Below are 18672 nucleotides of genomic sequence, written 5' to 3'. Positions count from 1 at the left end.
CGTGATCGTCGCGGATCCAGAAGGACCGTTCCCCCGCATGAAGCTGGCATTGCTCCGTCGCTACGTCGTCCTCGCTGAGACGCTGCACTTCCCCCGAGCCGCTTCCCAGCTGGGCATTCCCCTGGCCTCCCTGTACACCTCTCTCGACAAGCTCGAGGACGAGGTCGGACACACGCTGATCAATCGCGAAGGGACGCCGCGACTCACGAACGTGGGAGAGCTGTTCCTCGCTGAAGCGCAGGCGACCGTGGCCGCCGCTCCCCCGCCCGCGCCGAAGACGGCGGGCCCGGCGGGCGGCAAGGCCAAGGCGTCCAAGGGCAAAGGTCGCGCGCCCATCGTGAAGGGTCAGCCGAAGCCCTACAAGAAGCGTCAGGGTCGCTGAGCCTCAGCGTTCGGTGACCTGGCCGCTCTCGACGGACCACCGCCGATCGGTCTGGACAGCCTCCAGCATCCGTCGGTCGTGCGTGACCAGCAGCAGAGTTCCGGTGTACGACTGGAGCGCCTGCTCGAGCTGTTCGATCGCCGGCAGGTCGAGGTGGTTGGTCGGCTCGTCGAGGACGAGCAGATTGACTCCCCGCGCCTGCAGCAGCGCCAGTGACGCCCGCGTGCGTTCACCCGGTGACAGGGCTTCGACGGAACGCGTGACGTGGTCTGCCCTCAGACCGAACTTCGCCAGCAGAGTGCGCACCTCGGCCGACGACATCTCGGGCACGAGAGCCTCGAACGCATCGGCGAGCGCAGAATCGCCGATCAGCAGCGACCGAGCCTGGTCGATCTCGCCGATCTGCACGCTGCTCCCGAGCGCCGCGGTCCCCTCGACGGGTTGCTGTCGTCCGAGGAGCCCACGGAGCAGTGTCGACTTGCCGGCGCCGTTGGGACCGGTGATTCCGATGCGGTCGCCGACGTCCACCTGCAGCGACAGCGGCCCCAGCGTGAACGCGCCCTGCTGGAAGACCGCCCCGTTGAGTGTCGAGACCACGCTGCTCGATCGGGGCGCCGAGCCGATCGTGAACTCCAGCTGCCATTCCTTGCGCGGCTCCTCGACCTCGTCGAGGCGGGCGATCCGGCTTTCCATCTGACGCACCTTCTGCGCCTGCTTCTCGCTCGACTCCGTCGATGCCTTGCGCCTGATCTTGTCGTTGTCCGGAGCCTTCTTCATCGCGTTCCGGACGCCCTGGCTCGACCATTCTCGCTGGGTGCGCGCCCGCGCGACGAGGTCCGCCTTCTTGTCGGCGAACTCGTCGTACTTCTCCCGCAGGTGCCGACGCACGACGGCGCGTTCCTCGATGTAGGCGTCGTAGCCGCCCCCGTAGAGACGATTCGATCCCTGGGCGAGATCGAGTTCGAGCACGCGGGTGACACTGCGAGCCAGGAACTCGCGGTCGTGGCTGACGAGAACGACGCCGCCGCGGAGACCGCGTACGAACGCCTCGAGGCGCTCCAGCCCATCGAGGTCGAGGTCGTTGGTCGGCTCGTCGAGGAAGACGATGTCGAACCGCGACAGCAGCAGTGCGGCGAGTCCGACGCGAGCCGCCTGGCCGCCGGACAGGCCGGTCATGAGCGCGTCCTCCGCGACGCCGCTCGTGCTCGGGAGTCCGAGGTCGGCGAGCACCGCAGGGATGCGCTCCTCGAGATCGGCGGCACCGCTCGCGAGCCACCGATCGAGCGCCTGAGAATAGGTGTCGGCGGGGTCCGTGCCCGCCGGGGCGAGCGTGGGATCGCCGAGCGCCGCTGCAGCGGCATCCATCTCACTCGTCGCCGTCGCGCAGCCCGTGCGGCGCGCGATGTATCCCGCCACCGTCTCGCCGTCGACGCGCTCATGCTCCTGAGGCAGCCAGCCGACGAAAGCGTCGGTGGGCGCGAGCGAGATCGACCCACCCATCGGCGCATCCACACCGGCGAGCAGGCGGAGCAGAGTCGATTTCCCCGCGCCGTTCGCGCCTACCACGCCGATGACGTCGCCGGGAGCGACGGTCAGGTCGAGGCCCTCGAAGAGGATGCGGTGGCCGTAGCCGCCTGCCAGGTTCTGGGCGACGAGGGTGGCGGTCATCAGACCAGTCTGTCAGGCTCACGGCTGGTCCACGCCCGCCCCGGCCCGGTGACCGTCAGGCCACGGCGCGGAAGAAGAGCGAGAACCAGAGGATGAAGAAGGCGACCTGAGCGAGCGTGCCGAGGATGCCGATCACCATCGCCCACCGAGCGAGGCCCCGGCCGGACTCGGTGTTCCCGGGAGCGTCCAGCTGTCGGCGCGCGAAGATCGACAGGATCACACCCGCGAGAGGGATCACGAACGCGGCGATGAAGCCCACCAGGGCGAGCAGGTTCGTCTTGGCCTGAGCTGCATACTGGGTCACGAGATCAATATAGGGCGCGACTCTCGTCAGAGCGCGACCTGATCATGCGTCGCGATCGCGAACTCCTGCCCGGGATACCGCAGTCCCGAGAAGTACATGTTCGTGTGCGCGACGATCTGCTCACCTGAGATCGGCACGCCGTCCCACTCCGTGTCGACCGTCGTGTGCGCGTCACTCACGAGGGTCACGTCATAGCCTTCCGCCGCCGCGCGCTGCATCGTGGTGCGTACGCAGAAGTCGGACTGCGCGCCGGTGATCACCAGTCGTGTCGCGCCGAGGGCGTCCAGGGTCTCGCGCAGGTTCGTGTCGGCGAAGGAGTCGCGGTAGCTCTTGCGAACCAACGGCTCTCCTTCGTCCCGCCGCAGCGGCGCGGCGAGCTCCCACTCGGGTGTGCCCACTCCGACGGGGTCGTGGTGGACCCAGACCACGGGAACCCCACCGTCGCGAGCGCGCTCGACGAGGCTTGCGGCACGCGCGAGCACACTGTGCTCGTCGAAGCATCCCGGCATCACGCCGGCCTGCAGGTCGATCGCGAGGACGACAGTGCGGCCAGATGATGGCATCCGAGTCAGTCCCAGTCCAGGTATTCCTCGATGATCACGCCGGTCTCGATCGGGTGGTGCATCGGGAACAGGTGGTCGCCGGCGATCGTCTTGATGCTGGAACGGTCGGGCATCGTGGCCTGCAACGCCTCGGCAGTGGCGGCGGGGGTGTCGGTGTCTTCGGTTCCCTGCACGATCAGCACGGGGATCGCCGGTGCGACGGCGATGTCGACGTCCTCGACGCCGAGCAGCAGCAGACCGTTGGCCCGGTCGCTGTGCGCTGCCACGAGGGCGCGTGCGATCGTCCCACCGAAGCCATGACCGCCGACCCAGGTGTCCTCGATTCCGACGTGATCGATCACGTCGATGACGTCGTCGACGCGCTCGTCGAGCGAGGCATCGGATGCCGCGCGGTGGCCGATCCGCAGCACATGGAAACCCGCCTCTTCGGCGAGATAGTGCGCGGCGACGCCCAGCACGTCCGCGGCGAGTCCCTTCTCCTGGATCAGAACAAGCTTGACCGGACCGTCTCCCTCATCCACGAAGGGGATCGCGCGGCCCTCTGGCTCGAAGATCTGGGTATCGGTCATGGGCGCGCGGCTCCTCGTTCGGATGTCAGGGATCGCTTTCCAGCGTAGTCGAGCCCGTCGGCGGAGATCCGCCCCGCCCACCTCAGGCGCGCAGGGGCGTAGAGTCAGGCCAGGAGCTGACTCTGGTTCCCCGAAGATGGGAACCCGTTGTCAGACACGACACGCTCGTCCGTCCATACCCAGACCTCCGGCCCGGAGCTTCTGACCCTCGGCCTGCTGGCGAACTCCTCGATGGAGAACGAACGGCGCCTCCCGATCCATCCCCGCCATCTCGACCGCATCGACGCGGATGTGCGCGCTCGCATGATCGTCGAGCACGGGTACGGCGCCGACTTCCAGCTGGAGCCCGGCTATGTGGAGTCCCGCGTGGGCCGGGTCGCCGCGCGGTCTGACGTGCTCGCCTCCGCTGACGTGCTGCTGCTGCCCAAGCCGCAGCTCGCGGATGTCGCCGAGATCAGCGCTGGCGGCATCCTGTGGGGCTGGCCGCACTGCGTGCAGGACGTCGCTCTCACGCAGACCGCGATCGACAGCCGTCTCACGCTGATCGCCTTCGAGGCCATGAACCACTGGACCCCGCAGGGAGACATGAGCCTGCACGTCTTCCACAAGAACAACGAGCTGGCCGGCTACTGCTCGGTCATCCATGCGATGAGCCTCGTCGGCTCGACCGGGGACTACGGCCCGCGCCTGCGCGCAGTCGTCATCGGCTTCGGGGCGACGGCACGCGGCGCGGTGACGGCATTGAATGCTCACGGGGTGCACGACATCGAAGTCCTCACTCAGCGCGGGGCGGCCGCCGTGGGCTCCCCCATCCACAATTCGCACCTCACTCAGCTGAACACCGACGACGGACCCACGCACCTCAGCGAGGTCGAGACGGAGGACGGCTCCGTGCTGCTCCCCGACTTCCTGGCGACGTACGACATCGTCGTGAACTGCACCCTGCAGGATGTCGCGGCGCCGTTGACGTATCTGCGCACCGAGGACCTGTCCCGTTTCGCCTCGGGCAGCCTGATCATCGATGTGTCGTGCGACGAGGGCATGGGCTTCGAGTGGGCGAGCCCGACGACCTTCGACGAGCCGATGTTCACGGTGGGTCAGGGCGTGAACTACTACGCCGTCGACCACAGCCCGTCGTATCTCTGGAACTCGGCCACGTGGGACATCAGCGAAGCTCTCCTGCCTTTCCTCCGCACTGTGCTCGAAGGCCCCGACGCGTGGGCCGAGAGCTCGACGCTCACACGCGCGATCGAGATCCGCGACGGAATGATCCAGAACCCGAGCATCCTGAGCTTCCAGGGACGATCGACGGATTACCCGCACGCCCTGGCGGTGTGACGCGCGCTAGATGTTCCGTTTGAGCCCGACGTGGGCCGTCTGGTAGCCGAGCCGGGTGTAGAACGCGCGGGTGCGATCCCGAGCCTCGTCTGTGGTGATCTGTGACAGCGTCGCCCCCCGCGCACGACCGAACTCGTGCGCCCACTCCAGCATCGCCGCGCCCAGGCCCCGTGATCGCTCCGCCGTCGCGACACGCAGTCCCTCGATCTGCAGTCGGGTCGACCCGCCGCGAGAGAGCCCCGGGATGACGGTCAACTGCATGGTGGCGACGATGCGGTCGGCGCTGTCCCGGACGACCCCCAGGTAGTTGGATGCGTCGCGGATGACGGCGCGGAAACCCGCCTCGTATCGGTCGAGTTCGACACTCTCACGGTCTGCACCGAATCGATCGTCCGACAGCAGCGCTGCGATCGCCTCGATGTCATCCCGAGTCGCCCGCTCGACACGGAAGGTTCGGCCCGCCACCTGCAGTCGTCCCCGCACTGAGGACCGCGCGTCGGCCTGCATCCTGGCTACGAGCAGGTCGAGCCATCCGCCGACATTGGTGCGAGCCTCTGCGGTGTCGGGATAGCGGCATCTCAGGTGCAGACCGGACTCGTCCAGGATGAACCACAGCATGACGCCGTCGGTGTCGGTTGCCGCGCTGACGTACTGGGCGTCGAGCCCGACGGAGTCGATCCGCACGGGCAGCCTGCGCAGATCCAGCCACGAGATCGCGAACATCCCTGGAGCCACCGGCATCCCACCCCACGGTGCGAGCACATCTGCGAGCGGCCACGCACCGAGTTGTACTGCTTCCTTGACGGCCGCTGCTGCGGCGTGCGGTTCGGCGAGCTCCGATTCGAGGACGGAATTCGTGATGAACCAGCCGACTGAGTCATGCCAGTCGTCCTCGAAGCGACTGTGCACGGGAAACACGGCTCGCAGCGCAGTACCCGCGACTTCGCGCGTCACCGCGGTCATCGCGACGACCGCAGATGCGAGCGTGGAGACGCCATCGTCACGGGCCTGCGCGGCGAATGCCGCGGCGTCGTCGACATCGAAGACATCGCGCACTTCCACGCGCTCGCGATGCGGCTCGGGTGCGCCGAGAGATAGAGGGAACTGCGGCATCACCCCGCCGCTGTCCGCGATGATCGCTTCCCATCGGCGCCGCACGTGGTCCGGTGCAGGGTCCTTGTCCAGCAACGCCTGCGTGTGTTCGACGAACGCCGGCGCCGACCTCGGCGTCGACATCGGCTTCGCGCCCGTCTTGCCCGCGTCCAGCGCGGACAGCAGATCGCGCACGATCACGAGCATCGACCACATGTCGACGTGCGCGTGGTCCGCCGCGATCACGACCGTGAGCCCCGCAGCGGTCTCCAGCACGCACAGCCGATGGGACGGACGTCCGTACGGGGAGCACTCCGCGTCGAGGATGTCGCGCAGCGCGTCATTGACCGCCTGACCAGGGCCCACCTGATGCTCGACCCAGCTTCCGGGGCTGATCTCGATCTCGTGAAGCGTCGGATCGCCGTCCGCACCACGTGCGAAGGCCGATCGCAGCGTGCCATGTCGAGCGACGACAGCCAGCCACGCATCCGCGATCGATTCACGATCGGTCTGTGCGGGCAACCGGAACGACAGAGCCATCCAGGAGCCGGGTCGGTCACCCGCCCCGACATGCAGTCGCTGGTCGAACGACACGGGCAGGGGTCGTCCGAGCGCGGACGCGCTGACGTCGTACCCCCAGAGCCGTCCGAAGGGGAGGCGGAGGTGCGTGACGTTGGTCAGTCGCATGGGTAGCACCATATCGTCCGGATAACCTGATCACTCAACACGACTGCCCGAGCAGACTCGCTCAGTCATCGATCGAGGAGCCTGATGCCCACCTTCGAGGTACCCGGAGCCGAGCTGGCTGTCGCCCTGAGCGATGAAGGCGGGCACCCCGTTGTCCAGCTGCATGGCCTCACGTCGAGCCAGGCCCGCGACCGGGTGCTCAATCTCGACCTCGGTCGCGGACTGAGCGGAACTCGACTCCTGCGGTACGACGCACGCGGCCATGGCCGTTCGACCGGGCGGAAGGTTGCCGACGACTATCGCTGGCCGAACCTGGCGGATGATCTTCTGCGGTTGCTCGATCATTGGTTCCCCGGCGAGCGCGTCCACGGGGTCGGCCCCTCGATGGGTGCCGCGACCCTTCTGCACGCTGCGTCGCTCGAGCCGGACCGCTTCACGGGACTCACACTCATGGTGCCGCCCACCGGGTGGAAGACCAGACCCGCTCAAGCGGATATCTACCGAGCCGCGGCTGCGCTGATCGAAGCCGATGGTGTGGAGGCGTTCCTCGCCGGCACGCGCGGATCGACGCCACCCCCGGCCACCGTCTCGGCCCCGGAGACATGGCCCGACGTCGCCGATGCCCTTCTGCCGTCGTTGCTTCGCGGTGCAGCGCTCAGCGACCTGCCCGCCCCTGAGATGGTCGCAGGGATCGATGTGCCGACGACGATATTGGCCTGGGTGGACGACCCCGGCCACCCGCTGTCGACCGCAGAATCCCTCGCCGAGCTGCTCCCGCACGCGACCCTGGCGGTCGCCCGCACTCCTGAAGATGTCGAAGCCTGGCCCGAGCTCTTGAGTCAGGATGTCGAGCGTCGCAGCTAGACCGGCTGTGCGCGCCGAGTTCGCTCGCGACTCCACGGCATGGCGATCATCGCCCGTCGCTGTCACGCTCGTATCCGCACCGACCGCGCAGTGATATCTTCATGCGGTGAGGCCAGAATTCGGGGATACCGCAGACGCGACTTTCGCCGTCACCCTCGTGGTGGACATGCCGATCACCAAGCTCCATGCGCTGGACGTCATCGCTTTCGCGGCCGACAGCGCCATCCGAGACGCCCGCACCGCGTCCCCTCGGGTACCGCTGTCGCCCGAGGCCTGGGCAGAGGTGCAGATCCCACGTTTCGCCGATCCGCCGCCGATCGCCATCGACGTCTGCTCTGACGCAAGCGTCGACGTCGCGAGCGCTGCCGCCGACCGCCTCACGGAGGCACTGACGCAGGTCGGCTGGACCGTGCGTGCTCGACGTAGCGACGAGATCTGATTCGCACCCCGCGGCTTCGTAGGCGCCGGTGCCGATCTCCTCAGCACTCGGGCAGAACCTCGCTCAGTTGTTGAAACGGAACTCCACGACGTCGCCGTCCTGCATGACGTAGTCCTTGCCCTCGAGGCGCGCCTTGCCCTTGGAGCGGGCTTCGACGACGGACCCGGTCTCGACGAGGTCGTCGAACGAGACGATCTCAGCCTTGATGAAGCCCTTCTCGAAGTCGGTGTGGATGACTCCGGCGGCCTGCGGCGCCTTGGATCCCTTGGGGATCGTCCACGCGCGCGCCTCTTTCGGGCCAGCCGTGAGGTAGGTCTGCAGACCCAGAGTGTCGAACCCGATGCGGGCGAGCTGGTCGAGACCGGACTCGTCCTGCCCGGTCGACGCGAGCAGCTCTGCGGCATCCTCGGGGTCGAGGTCGATCAGCTCGGACTCGATCTTGGCGTCGAGGAAGATGGCCTTCGCCGGGGCGACCAGCGCGGCGAGCTCCGCCTTGCGGGCGTCGTCGGTGAGCACGCCCTCGTCGACGTTGAAGACGAAGATGACCGGCTTGGCGGTGAGGAGTCCGAGCTCGCGGATCGGCGTCAGATCGATGCCCGCGACGGACAGCAGCACACCGCGCTCGAGCGCATCCTTCGCCGCGTTGGCGGTCTCGAGGACGACGGGCTCGATCTTCTTGCCGCGGACCTCCTTCTCGTACCGCGTGATCGCCTTGTCGACGGTCTCGAGGTCGGCCAGCATGAGCTCGGCGTTGATGGTCTCCATGTCGGATGCCGGATTGACCGCACCGTCCACGTGCACGACATCGTCATCTGCGAACCCGCGCACGACCTGGGCGATGGCATCCGCCTCGCGGATGTTCGCGAGGAACTTGTTGCCGAGTCCCTCTCCCTCGCTCGCGCCGCGCACGATGCCGGCGATGTCGACGAACGACACCGCGGCGGGCAGGATGCGCTCGCTGCCGAAGATCTCGGCGAGCTTGTCGAGTCGAGGATCGGGCAGGTTCACCACCCCGACGTTCGGCTCGATCGTCGCGAACGGATAGTTCGCCGCGAGCACGTCGTTCTTGGTCAGAGCGTTGAAGAGGGTGGACTTGCCGACATTGGGCAGGCCGACGATTCCGATAGTGAGAGCCACGGGGGTCGAGTCTACCGGTCGCAGGTGCGCAGCCCCTGCGGGTGTCCGCGTCAGGCTCGCACGGCGCGGAATGCGTGCGTCACGTAGGGCAGGTCGATCGTCCCCTCACCGTCGAGTCCGAGCTCGTCGAACAGCTCGTCCATCTGCCGGGTGATCTCTGAGCGTTCGTCGTCCGACGCCGCGATCAGGTAGCTGCGCGAGCGCGCCATCTGATGCAGCTGCGTCCGGCTCATCGCCCGGGTCCACCCCCACTGCTGCTTCTCGATCCCTGTGAAGGGGGCCTCGATGCGCGGGCCGTCGGAGCCGGGTCCGTTGACCATGTCCTCCGCCGGACTGCTGTGCATGATGTCAGTGAGACGGCGCACCCAGTCCGCGCGTTCGTCGCGGATGTTCCAGATCAGCCCCAGCACTCCCCCGGTGCGGACGACTCGTCCGAGTTCGAGGGACGCCGCAGACGGCTCGACCCAGTGCCAGGCCTGACCCAGCACGGCGGCGTCGAGGCTGGCGTCGGGCAGCGGCATCCGTTCGGCTGTTCCCTGGAAAGTCGGAACACCGGGAACGCTCCGCCGCAGTGTCGCGAGCATGGCGGCGTCCGGATCCACGGCGACGACCTCGGCATCCGGGGCCTGCGCGAGCACACGTGTGAGCTTTCCGGTGCCCGCGCCCACGTCGGCGATGCGACGGGAGCCGTGAGGCATCGGATCGAGCATCCACGACACGGCCTCGAAGGGATACTCGGGTCTTCCCGCCTCGTAGTTCGCGGCCTCGGCGCCGAAGGATGTCGCTCGGTCGGTACTCATGTCGCCAGCCTACGGCGCGTCATCCTGGAGCGTCTCGGATGCCGGGAGAGAGTGGGGATGTGCCACTGGATTTCACCGCAATCGACTTCGAGACGGCGAACTCCAGCCCCGCCTCGGCCTGCTCCGTCGGCCTCGTACGGGTGCGCGACGGCAGGATCGTCGCCACCGCCGGATGGTTGATCCGCCCGCCCGCCGGTCACGACGAGTTCCAGGAGTGGAACACCAAGATCCACGGCATCCGCGCCCACGACGTGATCGACGCGGCCACCTGGGCCGATCAGTTCGACCGCCTGTGCGCCTTCGCCGGCGCCGACGTGCTCGTGGCGCACAACGCGGGCTTCGACCTCAACGTGCTCCGCCGGGCGTCCGAGGCCACCGGCGGCGACTGCCCACCGTATCGCTCGCTGTGCAGCCTGCAGGTGGCTCGCAAGACCTACGACCTCGAGTCGTACCGACTCCCGAAGGCCGCAGAGGCTGCGGGCTTCACCGGCTTCTCGCACCATGACGCGCTTGCGGACGCGCTCGCGTGCGCCCACATCATCATCGACGCCGCTCGCCGACACGGCGCGTCCGACGTCTTCTCCCTGGCGGATGCCTTGTCGCTGCGAGTGACCGAGCCGGTCCTCGCCACCCCGGAGCGCGCGGTCGCCTGAGTCGCACCGGACGAATGTCCGTGGCCGAGCGCATCATGGAGCACATGGATGCTCTCACGCTCGTTCTTCTCCTGGTCGCGCTCGCGGCCGGCGCCGCCGTGGGGTGGTTCCTCCGCGGATCGCGCGGAGCAGCAGACCTCGCTCGCGCCGAGGCCGAGCTCGCCGCAGCTCGAGACGATCGCGACCGACAGTACGACCTGTATCGGGATGCCGTCGAGCACGCGAGGCTCGAGCAGCGCGCCGAGGCGCAGCGGGTGCAGCAGCAGAATGCGGTGCTCACCGCTCTCGCTCCCGTGCGCGAGAGTCTCCAGCAGATGCAGCAGAAGGTCTCGGCGATCGAGCAGGAGCGTCATGCGCAGTTCGGATCGCTCGCGGAGCAGCTCAGGCGCGCGCAGGAGTCCGACGAGGCGTTGCGCTCGACGACCGAGTCGCTCGCCGGAGCACTGCGCTCGACAGCCACACGAGGGGTCTGGGGTGAGACGCAGCTGCGACGGGTCGTCGAGGCCGCAGGGCTGATCCGACACGTCGACTTCGATCTGCAGTCCAGCATCTCGTCGGACCGGGGTCAGGGACGGCCCGACATGGTGATCCGTCTCGCCGGCGGCACATCGATCGCGGTCGACGCCAAGGTTCCGCTCGATGCCTACCTCGAGGCATCGGCACTGCCGATCGGGGACGCGCATGAGACACAGCGTCGCTCCCACATGCAGAAGCACGTGAAGGCCGTTCGCGCGCACGTGGACGCACTCGCGAAGAAGGCGTACTGGACGGGCCTCGACGCCAGTCCTGAGTTCGTCATTTGCTTCCTGCCGAGCGAGTCGCTGCTCGCCGCAGCCATCGACGAAGACCCGACGCTGCTGGACTACGCATTCACGAAGAAGGTGGCGCTCGCGTCCCCGGTGAATCTGTGGGCCGTGCTCAAGACCGTGGCCTACAGCTGGACGCAGCAAGAGGTGTCGACCGAGGCGCGCGCACTGCTGAATCTCGGCACCCAGCTCTACGACCGACTCGGCGTCCTCGCGGGGCACGCCGACGATCTGCGCCGCGCACTCGAGCGCACGGTCGACAGCTACAACAGATTCGCGGGTTCGCTCGAGAGCCGTGTGCTCGTGACGGCCAGGCAGTTCCCCGGAATCAGCGCGTCGACGCTCGGCTCCGCCCCACCGGCGATCACCGCGCAGACGCGACGCTTCACCTCGGCAGAGCTCATGAGCGGCTCCGGTGCGGAGATCGGCTCCGAGCTCCGCATCCCCCATGCTGCTGACGATGCGTCCGCTGCGCCGGGTACGTCGATCCAGGCCGATGTCGGAGACGTTCGCGGCCGGGTCAGCGACGACGAATCGGCGAACTCGGATTCGGCATCCCGACAGGTCGAGGCGGAAGAGCCCCGCCGCTGAGATCAGGCGACGCCCGGTACGCCGCTGAGCAGCAGGATCACGAGGCCACTGGTCACGACGAAAGCTCCGACCATCCACCAGGAGCTGATCTCGTGCCCCTCGTCGAGGCGCTTGCGGAACAGCACGTCCGCACGTCGAGCGGGATCTGAGACAGCCGTCTTGACGACAGGCGCCGCCGGAGTCGCGATCGGCAGAGGCACTCCGGCCTCGTCGACGTTGATCCGCATGATCCGGCCGGTCGGCGTCGTCACGATCTTGGTCGGCGTGCCCTGGGAACCATTCGTGTGCTGCGTTGTCATCGGTCTGCCCTCCTGTGCCTGCGGTGCCTGGCGGCTCCGTCGACGGCGACAAATCCAGTGTCAATTGTCACACGAACCCACGAGAAAGCTCGGCTCAGCACCGCACAGGCGGTACCGGGTCGGTAACGATGAGGGGCCCGTTCCCGACCCGCGCTCTCAGGTCGCGGCAGTCAGAGCCACTTCGAGACGAGGTGCTCCGAGGCGATCCGGCGAAGGGTTCCCGAGGCACCGCGCAGCACGACGCTCTCGGTGTAGATGTAGCCGCCCTCGCGTCGGACGCCGGCCACCAGCTGGCCGTCCGTGACGCCGGTGGCGACGAAGATCGTGTTGTCCCCGCGCACGAGATCGTCGGCCTCGTAGACCTTGTCCATGTCGAGGCCGGCGTCGATTCCGCGCTGGCGCTCATCGTCGTCGCGAGGCCAGAGACGCCCCTGGATGTGACCGCCGAGAGCCTTGATCGCACACGCCGTCACGATTCCCTCGGGGCTGCCGCCCACCCCGACGCACATGTCGGTTCGGGCCGCGTGACGCGCCGCGTTGATCCCGCCGGCGACGTCGCCGTCGCTCATGAGTCGCGTCCCGGCACCGGCATCCCGGATCTCCTGGATCAGCTGCTCGTGACGCGGACGGTTCAGCACCGAGACGACGATCTCGTCCACCGGCTTGCCGAGAGCCCCCGCGAGCTTGCGGATGTTCTCGCCGATCGGCAGGCGGATGTCGACCACTCCGACACCGGCAGGGCCCGTGACGAGCTTGTCCATATAGAAGACGCTGGACGCGTCGAGCATCGATCCGCGATCGGAGACGGCGATGACGGAGAGCGCATTCTGACGTCCTGCTGCGGTCAGCGAGGTGCCATCGATCGGGTCGACCGCGATGTCGCACTCCGGGCCGCTGCCGGTGCCGACCTCTTCGCCGTTGAAGAGCATCGGAGCATTGTCCTTCTCGCCCTCACCGATGACCACTCGCCCCTGAAAGGCCACTGTCCCGAGGAAGGCACGCATCGCATCGACGGCGGCGCCGTCCGCCGCCTCCTTCGCGCCACGACCGATGAACGGAACGGCGCGGATGGCGGCCGCTTCAGTGGCCCGCACCAGCTCCATCGCGAGGTTTCGATCCGGACGAAGGGGGCTGAGATCCGCTGTAAGACTAACCATGCGGTCAGCCTAACCAGCGTGAACGTCTGAAACGGCAGTTTTCGGTCGAGTGACGACGAAGGAATCCCGATTCTTAACACACGGGTAGGAGGGCGTGCTCGCCCCGTCGCCGCCGACAGCATCCGACAGTCAGCCCCGATAGAGTGACTGCTGTCCCGGCTTCCCCAAATCGCAGGAGTTCTCATGCCCGTCGCCACCCCGGATCAGTACGCCGAAATGCTCGACCGCGCGAAGGCCGGCGGCTTCGCGTATCCGGCTTTCAACGTCTCGAGCTCGCAGACCATCAACTCCGTCCTCCAGGGCCTGACCGAGGCAGGTTCCGACGGAATCATCCAGGTCACCACCGGCGGCGCCGACTACTTCGCCGGCCACACGGTCAAGGCCCGCGCGACCGGCGCACTCGCCTTCGCGCGCTTCGCGACCGAGGTCGCGAAGAACTACCCGATCACCGTCGCGCTGCACACCGACCACTGCCCGAAGGATGCTCTCGCCGGCTTCGTCGAGCCGCTGATCTCCGCCTCCGAAGACGAGGTCAAGGCGGGACGCAACCCGATCTTCCAGTCCCACATGTGGGACGGCTCGGCCGTGCCGCTCGCGGAGAACATCGAGATCGCCAAGGATCTCCTGCCCCGCATGAAGAACATCAACGCCATCCTCGAGGTCGAGATCGGCGTCGTCGGCGGCGAGGAAGACGGTGTGGCGCACGAGGGATCCAACGATGCCCTCTACACGACGTTCGCGGACGTCGACCAGGCCGTACAGGCGCTCGGTCTCGGCGAGCAGGGGCGCTACATCGCAGCCCTCACGTTCGGCAACGTCCACGGCGTCTACAAGCCGGGCGGAGTGAAGCTGCGTCCCGAGCTCCTCGGAGAGATCCAGCAGCAGGTCGCCGCGAAGTACAACACCGGCGCGAAGCCGCTCGACCTCGTCTTCCACGGCGGTTCTGGTTCGACCGATGAGGAGATCGCCCTCGCGGTGGCCAACGGCGTCATCAAGATGAACATCGACACCGACACGCAGTACGCCTACACGCGTGCCATCGCGGACTACATGTTCAAGAACTACGACGGTGTGCTCAAGGTCGACGGCGAGGTCGGCAACAAGAAGCAGTATGACCCGCGCGCCTGGGGCAAGATCGCAGAGACGGCCATGGCCGCTCGCGTCGTCGAGTCCACGCGCCAGCTCGGCTCGTACGGCCAGTCCCAGAGCTGATCCAGCCTGACAACGCAGATGCCCCCGACCGAACGGCCGGGGGCATCTCCTGTTTCACGGGGTCATCCACCCGCCGTCTGGGCGACGAAGTCGATGAACGCCGGGTCGTTCATCAGCGGAATCGCGGCGCATACAGACGCCACGAGCAGGGTCACGGCCGCACCGACCAGCGGAACCCACCACGAGAGCTTGCCGGCGCGCAGGCGTCGGATCGACAGGAAAGCGGTGAGCGACCAGCCCACGGCGAGCACGATCGCCGCGACGGTGCCCCAGATCCGGCCCTCAGCGAAGTTGGTGAACTCGCCGTCCACGCCGAGCACTGTCATCATCTGATTCATCGCGGTGGAGAAGTCGAGGTATGACAGTCCTGTCATCACGACATTGATCAGCCCGTAGGCGAGCAGTGCGATGGTCACGAAGCGATCGACGGGACGCGGACGAGCCGCTGCCGATGCGGACGGGACTCGGTCACCGGGAGCGGGCGCGTTCTCGGTCCCGCTCACATCCACAGCCGGCACCTCGCCCAGCGGCGGCAGCCCTGCTGCCCTCCGCTGCTCTTCGAGGGTCGCGATTTCGCCGTACTGGGGACGCTGATCGGTCATTCGGCCATGGTATCCGCCCGGTCTCTGCACGACTCACAGACTGCGGGCGTCAAAAGAATGGCGGCCCCGGAGGAGTGGGGACTCCTCGGGGCCGCGGACTCGGAACGCTGGGGACGCTCGTCATCCAAGTGGGGTGAGGAACGCTGGGGACATTCCTCCACCTGTAGCGCCGATTGCACAGACGACTACACCTCACATGGTAGGAAAGCGCGTGCCCGAGCACCAGAGGCACTTCTTCAGATAGTGAAGAGCATCAGACGGGCGACACGTGCTGCGTCAGATCGGCGTCGCCAGACGGGCTGCGCCGCCGCCCAGAGCGTCCGCCCCCAACTGCATGGACAACCGCCTCGCCACGAGCTTGAGCTTCCCGACCAGGCCGCGATCGAAGCGCGGGTGTCCCACAGGAAGCGAGACGGCGAGTGAGGCTCTGACGCTCGGGGCGATCACGGGAACGGCGATGCAGGTGTTGCCGATGGCATACTCCTCGCGGTCCACGGCGAATCCCGGAGAGCGGTCGAGCTCCGCGATCAGCGCACGCCGGTCACTGATCGTGCGAGACGTGAGTTCCTCCAGCGGATGCCGCGAGAGATAGTCGTCACGCTCCTCTCCGCTCAGATCGCTGAGGATCTGCTTGCCGAGCGCCGTGGCATGCGCGCTCGAATCCAGACCCACCCACAGATCGAGCCGAGGACTGCGCGGGGCATCCACGATGTCGATGAGGTGCACTTCGCCGTCCTGATAGCGGGACAGGTATGCGGAAGCACCCACCTCGTCGGCGGTCTGACGCAGGGCCATGCGGACATGCGCGAAGAACACGCCCCCGGCGTCGGACTGCAGCCGGAAGGCGGGGAAGTTCTCGCCGAGGACCAGACCGTCGGGCTCGCTCACGAGATACCCCTCATGCACCAGTGTGCGCACGAGGTTGTAGGTCGTGCCCGGGGTGAGGCCGGTTCGCATGGCGAGAGTCTTGACCGGCACCGGGCGCGGAGAGTTCGCGACCATGTCGACGAGTCGGAGCGCGCGCTGCACCGAGCCGATCAGCGTCGGCGCCGCCTCTGTGGCGGCCACCGTCAGGCGTTCCCGCTGGAGGAACGGCCTCCCAGCGCACGCGCATCTCGCTGACCCGCGGCATCCTGTCGCAGCTCCTTGGGCAGGGAGAACATGAGGTCCTCCTCCGCCGTCTTGACCTCTTCGACGTCGCGGTAACCCGCTCCGTCGAGTGCGTCGAGGACCTCGCGAACCAGCACCTCGGGCACGGAGGCGCCGCTGGTGACACCGACAGTCGCAACGCCGTCGAGCCACTCCTGCTTGACCTCTTCGGCGTAGTCCACGCGATAGGCGGCCTTCGCGCCGTATTCGAGCGCGACCTCGACGAGGCGCACCGAATTCGACGAGTTCGAGGAACCGACGACGATCACGAGGTCGGCGTTCGCCGCGACCTTCTTGATGGCGACCTGGCGGTTCTGCGTGGCGTAGCAGATGTCATCGGACGGCGGATTGTGCATCTCGGGGAACCGGGCCCGCAGTCGGTTCACGGTCTCCATGGTCTCGTCGACCGAGAGCGTGGTCTGCGAGAGCCAGACCACCTTCGAGGGGTCCTTCACCTGCACGGTGTCGGCTTCGGCGGGCGAGTTCACGATGGTCACGTGCTCGGGAGCCTCTCCCGCGGTACCCTCGACCTCTTCGTGCCCCTCGTGGCCGATGAGCAGGATCTCGAAATCGTCGCGGGCGAAACGCACTGCCTCGCGGTGAACCTTGGTGACCAGCGGGCAGGTCGCGTCGATGGCGTGCAGGCCGCGGTCCGACGCCGCCTCGACGACCGCGGGCGAGACTCCGTGCGCACTGAAGACGACGTGAGCGCCCTCGGGAACCTCGTCGACCTCCTCGACGAAGATCGCGCCCTTCTCCTCGAGCTCGGTGACGACGTGGATGTTGTGCACGATCTGCTTGCGCACGTAGACCGGCGCGCCGTAGCGCTCGAGCGCCTTCTCGACGGCGACCACAGCCCGGTCGACGCCGGCGCAGTATCCGCGCGGAGCGGCGAGCAGAACACGCTTGTTCCCGACGACCGGGTTATCCTGAAGCCGCCCGGCCGCCCCACGTACTCGGGGGATGCGCGGCAGAGGCAGATGAACGGCAGTCGAGGTCACCCTTGAATTCTACCGCCGAGAACCTGAGCAGGAGCGGGAAGGGGCACCGAGCGCATGACGGTCTTCGAAGCATCGACGCGTCCTGGCGAGACTCCGCCGGCGGATGCGGTCGCCCCGCGCGACTCCTCGGCCGACGCACCGACCTCGGTCGCACGCCTGAACGCGACGATCCGCGACTTCGTGGCGCGCTGGAACACGGTGTGGGTCGAAGGCGAGATCACCTCCTGGAACGTGCGCGGGGGCAACATCTTCGCCCGGCTCAAGGACACCCGCTCCGACGCGCAGATCTCCATCAGGATCTGGTCGAGTGTGCGCCCGCGGATCCCCGGTGATCTGGCTGTCGGCGACCATGTCGTCGCCGCCGTCAAGGCCGACTACTTCGTCAAGGCCGGCGATTTCAGCTTCGCCGTCTCCGCGATGAAGCACGTGGGCCTCGGCGATCAGCTGGAGAAGCTGGAGAAGCTGCGACTGCAGCTGCGCCAGGAGGGCCTGTTCGACGCGTCGCGCAAGAAGCGCCTCCCGTTCCTCCCCCACGTGATCGGCCTGATCACGGGAGAGAAGTCGGATGCCGAGAAGGACGTGCACCGCAACGCCGAGTTGCGGTGGCCCCAGGTGCGCTTCCGCACGGAGTATGCGGCTGTTCAGGGCGACCGGTGCGTCCCCGAGACCCTCGCCGCTCTGGCACGACTGGACGCCGACCCGGATGTCGACGTGATCGTCATCGCCCGCGGCGGCGGCGATCCGCAGACGCTGCTCGGGTTCAGTGACGAACGGCTCGTGCGGGCTGTGGCCGCGGCAACGACTCCGATCGTCAGCGCGATCGGACATGAGAACGATCATCCGCTTCTGGACGACGTGGCCGACCTGCGCGCATCGACTCCGACGGATGCCGCGAAGCGCGTCGTACCCGACGTCAGCGAGCAGCGGGCGCTGATCGCGCAGCTGCGATCCCGAGCCACGTCCCGGCTGACGCAGCGGCTGTCGCACGACATCGCGCAGCTCGAGCAGCTGCGGTCCCGTCCCTCGCTGCGCTCCCCCGACCCGATCATCGAGTCGCGTTCTCAGGACGTGTGGCTGCTGCTCTCGCGGGGACGCGACACGATCACCCGTCAGCACGATGCGGCGGGCCGTGCGACGAGCGAGCTGCGAGCCTCACTGCGGGCGCTCTCGCCCGCGGCCACGCTGTCGCGCGGCTATGCGATCGCCCATCTCGCGGGCGGAGTGATCCTCCGCGACGCCGCCGACGCTCCGGCCGGCAGCAGCCTGACGATCACGGTCGACCGCGGCTCCGTCGCGGCCCGTTCCGAGGGCGAGATCGCGGAAGCACCGGTGCCCCGCTCCGGATGAGCGGGTCCCGCG

The 18672-nt window shown here is 67.6% G+C and carries 20 protein-coding genes; 8 read left to right on the top strand and 12 right to left on the bottom strand.

The annotated features are described in order from the left end of the window. The first annotated feature begins 37 nt into the window (after positions 1-37). On the top strand, positions 38-382 hold the full coding sequence (locus ACIPV5_RS07985; protein WP_053099048.1) for a LysR family transcriptional regulator: 345 nt from the start codon (positions 38-40) through the stop codon (positions 380-382). A 3-nt stretch (positions 383-385) separates the two neighbouring features. Here ACIPV5_RS07985 and ACIPV5_RS07980 read toward each other — a convergent pair whose 3' ends face one another. Genes ACIPV5_RS07980 through ACIPV5_RS07965 form a run of 4 tightly spaced genes read right to left on the bottom strand, consistent with a single transcriptional unit; the run spans position 386 to position 3486 of the window. Continuing rightward, positions 386-2050: an ABC-F family ATP-binding cassette domain-containing protein gene (locus ACIPV5_RS07980; protein ID WP_400340661.1), complete on the bottom strand. Its 1665-nt coding sequence runs from the start codon at positions 2048-2050 to the stop codon at positions 386-388. 55 nt (positions 2051-2105) lie between these two features. Beyond that, complete coding sequence (locus ACIPV5_RS07975) at positions 2106-2354, bottom strand: hypothetical protein (RefSeq protein ID WP_056278008.1); 249 nt, start codon at positions 2352-2354, stop codon at positions 2106-2108. A gap of 26 nt (positions 2355-2380) precedes the next feature. After that, positions 2381-2917: an isochorismatase family protein gene (locus ACIPV5_RS07970; RefSeq protein ID WP_187249371.1), complete on the bottom strand. Its 537-nt coding sequence runs from the start codon at positions 2915-2917 to the stop codon at positions 2381-2383. A 5-nt stretch (positions 2918-2922) separates the two neighbouring features. Then, positions 2923-3486, bottom strand: a complete 564-nt coding sequence (locus tag ACIPV5_RS07965; RefSeq protein ID WP_400340658.1) for an alpha/beta fold hydrolase — start codon at positions 3484-3486, stop codon at positions 2923-2925. 231 nt (positions 3487-3717) lie between these two features. Here ACIPV5_RS07965 and ACIPV5_RS07960 point away from each other — a divergent pair, with 231 nt between their 5' ends. Next, entirely contained in the window at positions 3718-4824 is a 1107-nt protein-coding gene (locus ACIPV5_RS07960; RefSeq protein WP_295101968.1) for a N(5)-(carboxyethyl)ornithine synthase, read from the top strand. A 6-nt stretch (positions 4825-4830) separates the two neighbouring features. Here ACIPV5_RS07960 and ACIPV5_RS07955 read toward each other — a convergent pair whose 3' ends face one another. Continuing rightward, complete coding sequence (locus tag ACIPV5_RS07955; RefSeq protein WP_400340656.1) at positions 4831-6603, bottom strand: GNAT family N-acetyltransferase; 1773 nt, start codon at positions 6601-6603, stop codon at positions 4831-4833. 84 nt (positions 6604-6687) lie between these two features. On the opposite strand from ACIPV5_RS07955, the gene ACIPV5_RS07950 reads away from it, so the two are divergent. Together ACIPV5_RS07950 and ACIPV5_RS07945 are read left to right on the top strand one after the other, a co-directional pair. Then, complete coding sequence (locus ACIPV5_RS07950) at positions 6688-7467, top strand: alpha/beta fold hydrolase (protein ID WP_400340654.1); 780 nt, start codon at positions 6688-6690, stop codon at positions 7465-7467. Positions 7468-7573: 106 nt separating this feature from the next. After that, the gene (locus tag ACIPV5_RS07945; RefSeq protein WP_400340652.1) at positions 7574-7906 is read left to right on the top strand and encodes a hypothetical protein; all 333 of its coding nucleotides are present in this window, start codon (positions 7574-7576) and stop codon (positions 7904-7906) included. 63 nt (positions 7907-7969) lie between these two features. On the opposite strand, the gene ychF is transcribed toward ACIPV5_RS07945, so the two are convergent. Both ychF and ACIPV5_RS07935 read right to left on the bottom strand, forming a co-directional pair. Then, the gene (gene ychF, locus ACIPV5_RS07940; protein WP_056277996.1) at positions 7970-9043 is read right to left on the bottom strand and encodes a redox-regulated ATPase YchF; all 1074 of its coding nucleotides are present in this window, start codon (positions 9041-9043) and stop codon (positions 7970-7972) included. A 50-nt stretch (positions 9044-9093) separates the two neighbouring features. Continuing rightward, positions 9094-9843, bottom strand: a complete 750-nt coding sequence (locus ACIPV5_RS07935) for a class I SAM-dependent methyltransferase (RefSeq protein ID WP_400340650.1) — start codon at positions 9841-9843, stop codon at positions 9094-9096. Between the two features lie 59 nt (positions 9844-9902). Here ACIPV5_RS07935 and ACIPV5_RS07930 point away from each other — a divergent pair, with 59 nt between their 5' ends. After that, positions 9903-10496 (top strand): exonuclease domain-containing protein, encoded by a 594-nt coding sequence (locus ACIPV5_RS07930; protein WP_053095533.1) that lies wholly within the window; start codon positions 9903-9905, stop codon positions 10494-10496. 44 nt (positions 10497-10540) lie between these two features. Beyond that, complete coding sequence (locus tag ACIPV5_RS07925; protein WP_400341256.1) at positions 10541-11893, top strand: DNA recombination protein RmuC; 1353 nt, start codon at positions 10541-10543, stop codon at positions 11891-11893. A gap of 2 nt (positions 11894-11895) precedes the next feature. Here ACIPV5_RS07925 and ACIPV5_RS07920 read toward each other — a convergent pair whose 3' ends face one another. Further along, the gene (locus ACIPV5_RS07920) at positions 11896-12192 is read right to left on the bottom strand and encodes a hypothetical protein (RefSeq protein ID WP_053095531.1); all 297 of its coding nucleotides are present in this window, start codon (positions 12190-12192) and stop codon (positions 11896-11898) included. 170 nt (positions 12193-12362) lie between these two features. Then, complete coding sequence (gene glpX / locus ACIPV5_RS07915; RefSeq protein WP_053095530.1) at positions 12363-13349, bottom strand: class II fructose-bisphosphatase; 987 nt, start codon at positions 13347-13349, stop codon at positions 12363-12365. A gap of 183 nt (positions 13350-13532) precedes the next feature. Between glpX and fbaA the strand changes: the two genes are divergently transcribed. Then, positions 13533-14561 (top strand): class II fructose-bisphosphate aldolase, encoded by a 1029-nt coding sequence (fbaA, locus tag ACIPV5_RS07910; protein WP_053095529.1) that lies wholly within the window; start codon positions 13533-13535, stop codon positions 14559-14561. A gap of 62 nt (positions 14562-14623) precedes the next feature. On the opposite strand, the gene ACIPV5_RS07905 is transcribed toward fbaA, so the two are convergent. From ACIPV5_RS07905 to ACIPV5_RS07895, 3 genes are all read right to left on the bottom strand, one after another. Beyond that, entirely contained in the window at positions 14624-15163 is a 540-nt protein-coding gene (locus ACIPV5_RS07905) for a DUF6264 family protein (RefSeq protein ID WP_400340647.1), read from the bottom strand. A gap of 276 nt (positions 15164-15439) precedes the next feature. Continuing rightward, positions 15440-16231 carry an IclR family transcriptional regulator gene (locus ACIPV5_RS07900; RefSeq protein ID WP_053095527.1) on the bottom strand — a complete coding sequence of 264 codons (792 nt, stop codon included), beginning with the start codon at positions 16229-16231 and terminating at the stop codon, positions 15440-15442. Between the two features lie 2 nt (positions 16232-16233). Beyond that, positions 16234-17277, bottom strand: a complete 1044-nt coding sequence (locus ACIPV5_RS07895) for a 4-hydroxy-3-methylbut-2-enyl diphosphate reductase (protein WP_053099044.1) — start codon at positions 17275-17277, stop codon at positions 16234-16236. A gap of 90 nt (positions 17278-17367) precedes the next feature. Here ACIPV5_RS07895 and xseA point away from each other — a divergent pair, with 90 nt between their 5' ends. Next, a complete protein-coding gene (gene xseA / locus ACIPV5_RS07890; RefSeq protein WP_400340644.1) occupies positions 17368-18660 on the top strand; it encodes an exodeoxyribonuclease VII large subunit in 1293 nt (430 codons plus the stop codon). The last annotated feature ends 12 nt before the right edge of the window (positions 18661-18672 follow it).

The sequence above is a fragment of the Microbacterium sp. NPDC090014 genome (genome assembly GCF_044748285.1).
In the GTDB taxonomy this organism is placed as follows: Bacteria; Actinomycetota; Actinomycetes; order Actinomycetales; family Microbacteriaceae; genus Microbacterium.
The sequence above is the reverse complement of the archived record's forward strand: the minus strand, read 5'-3'. Positions and strand labels throughout refer to the sequence as shown.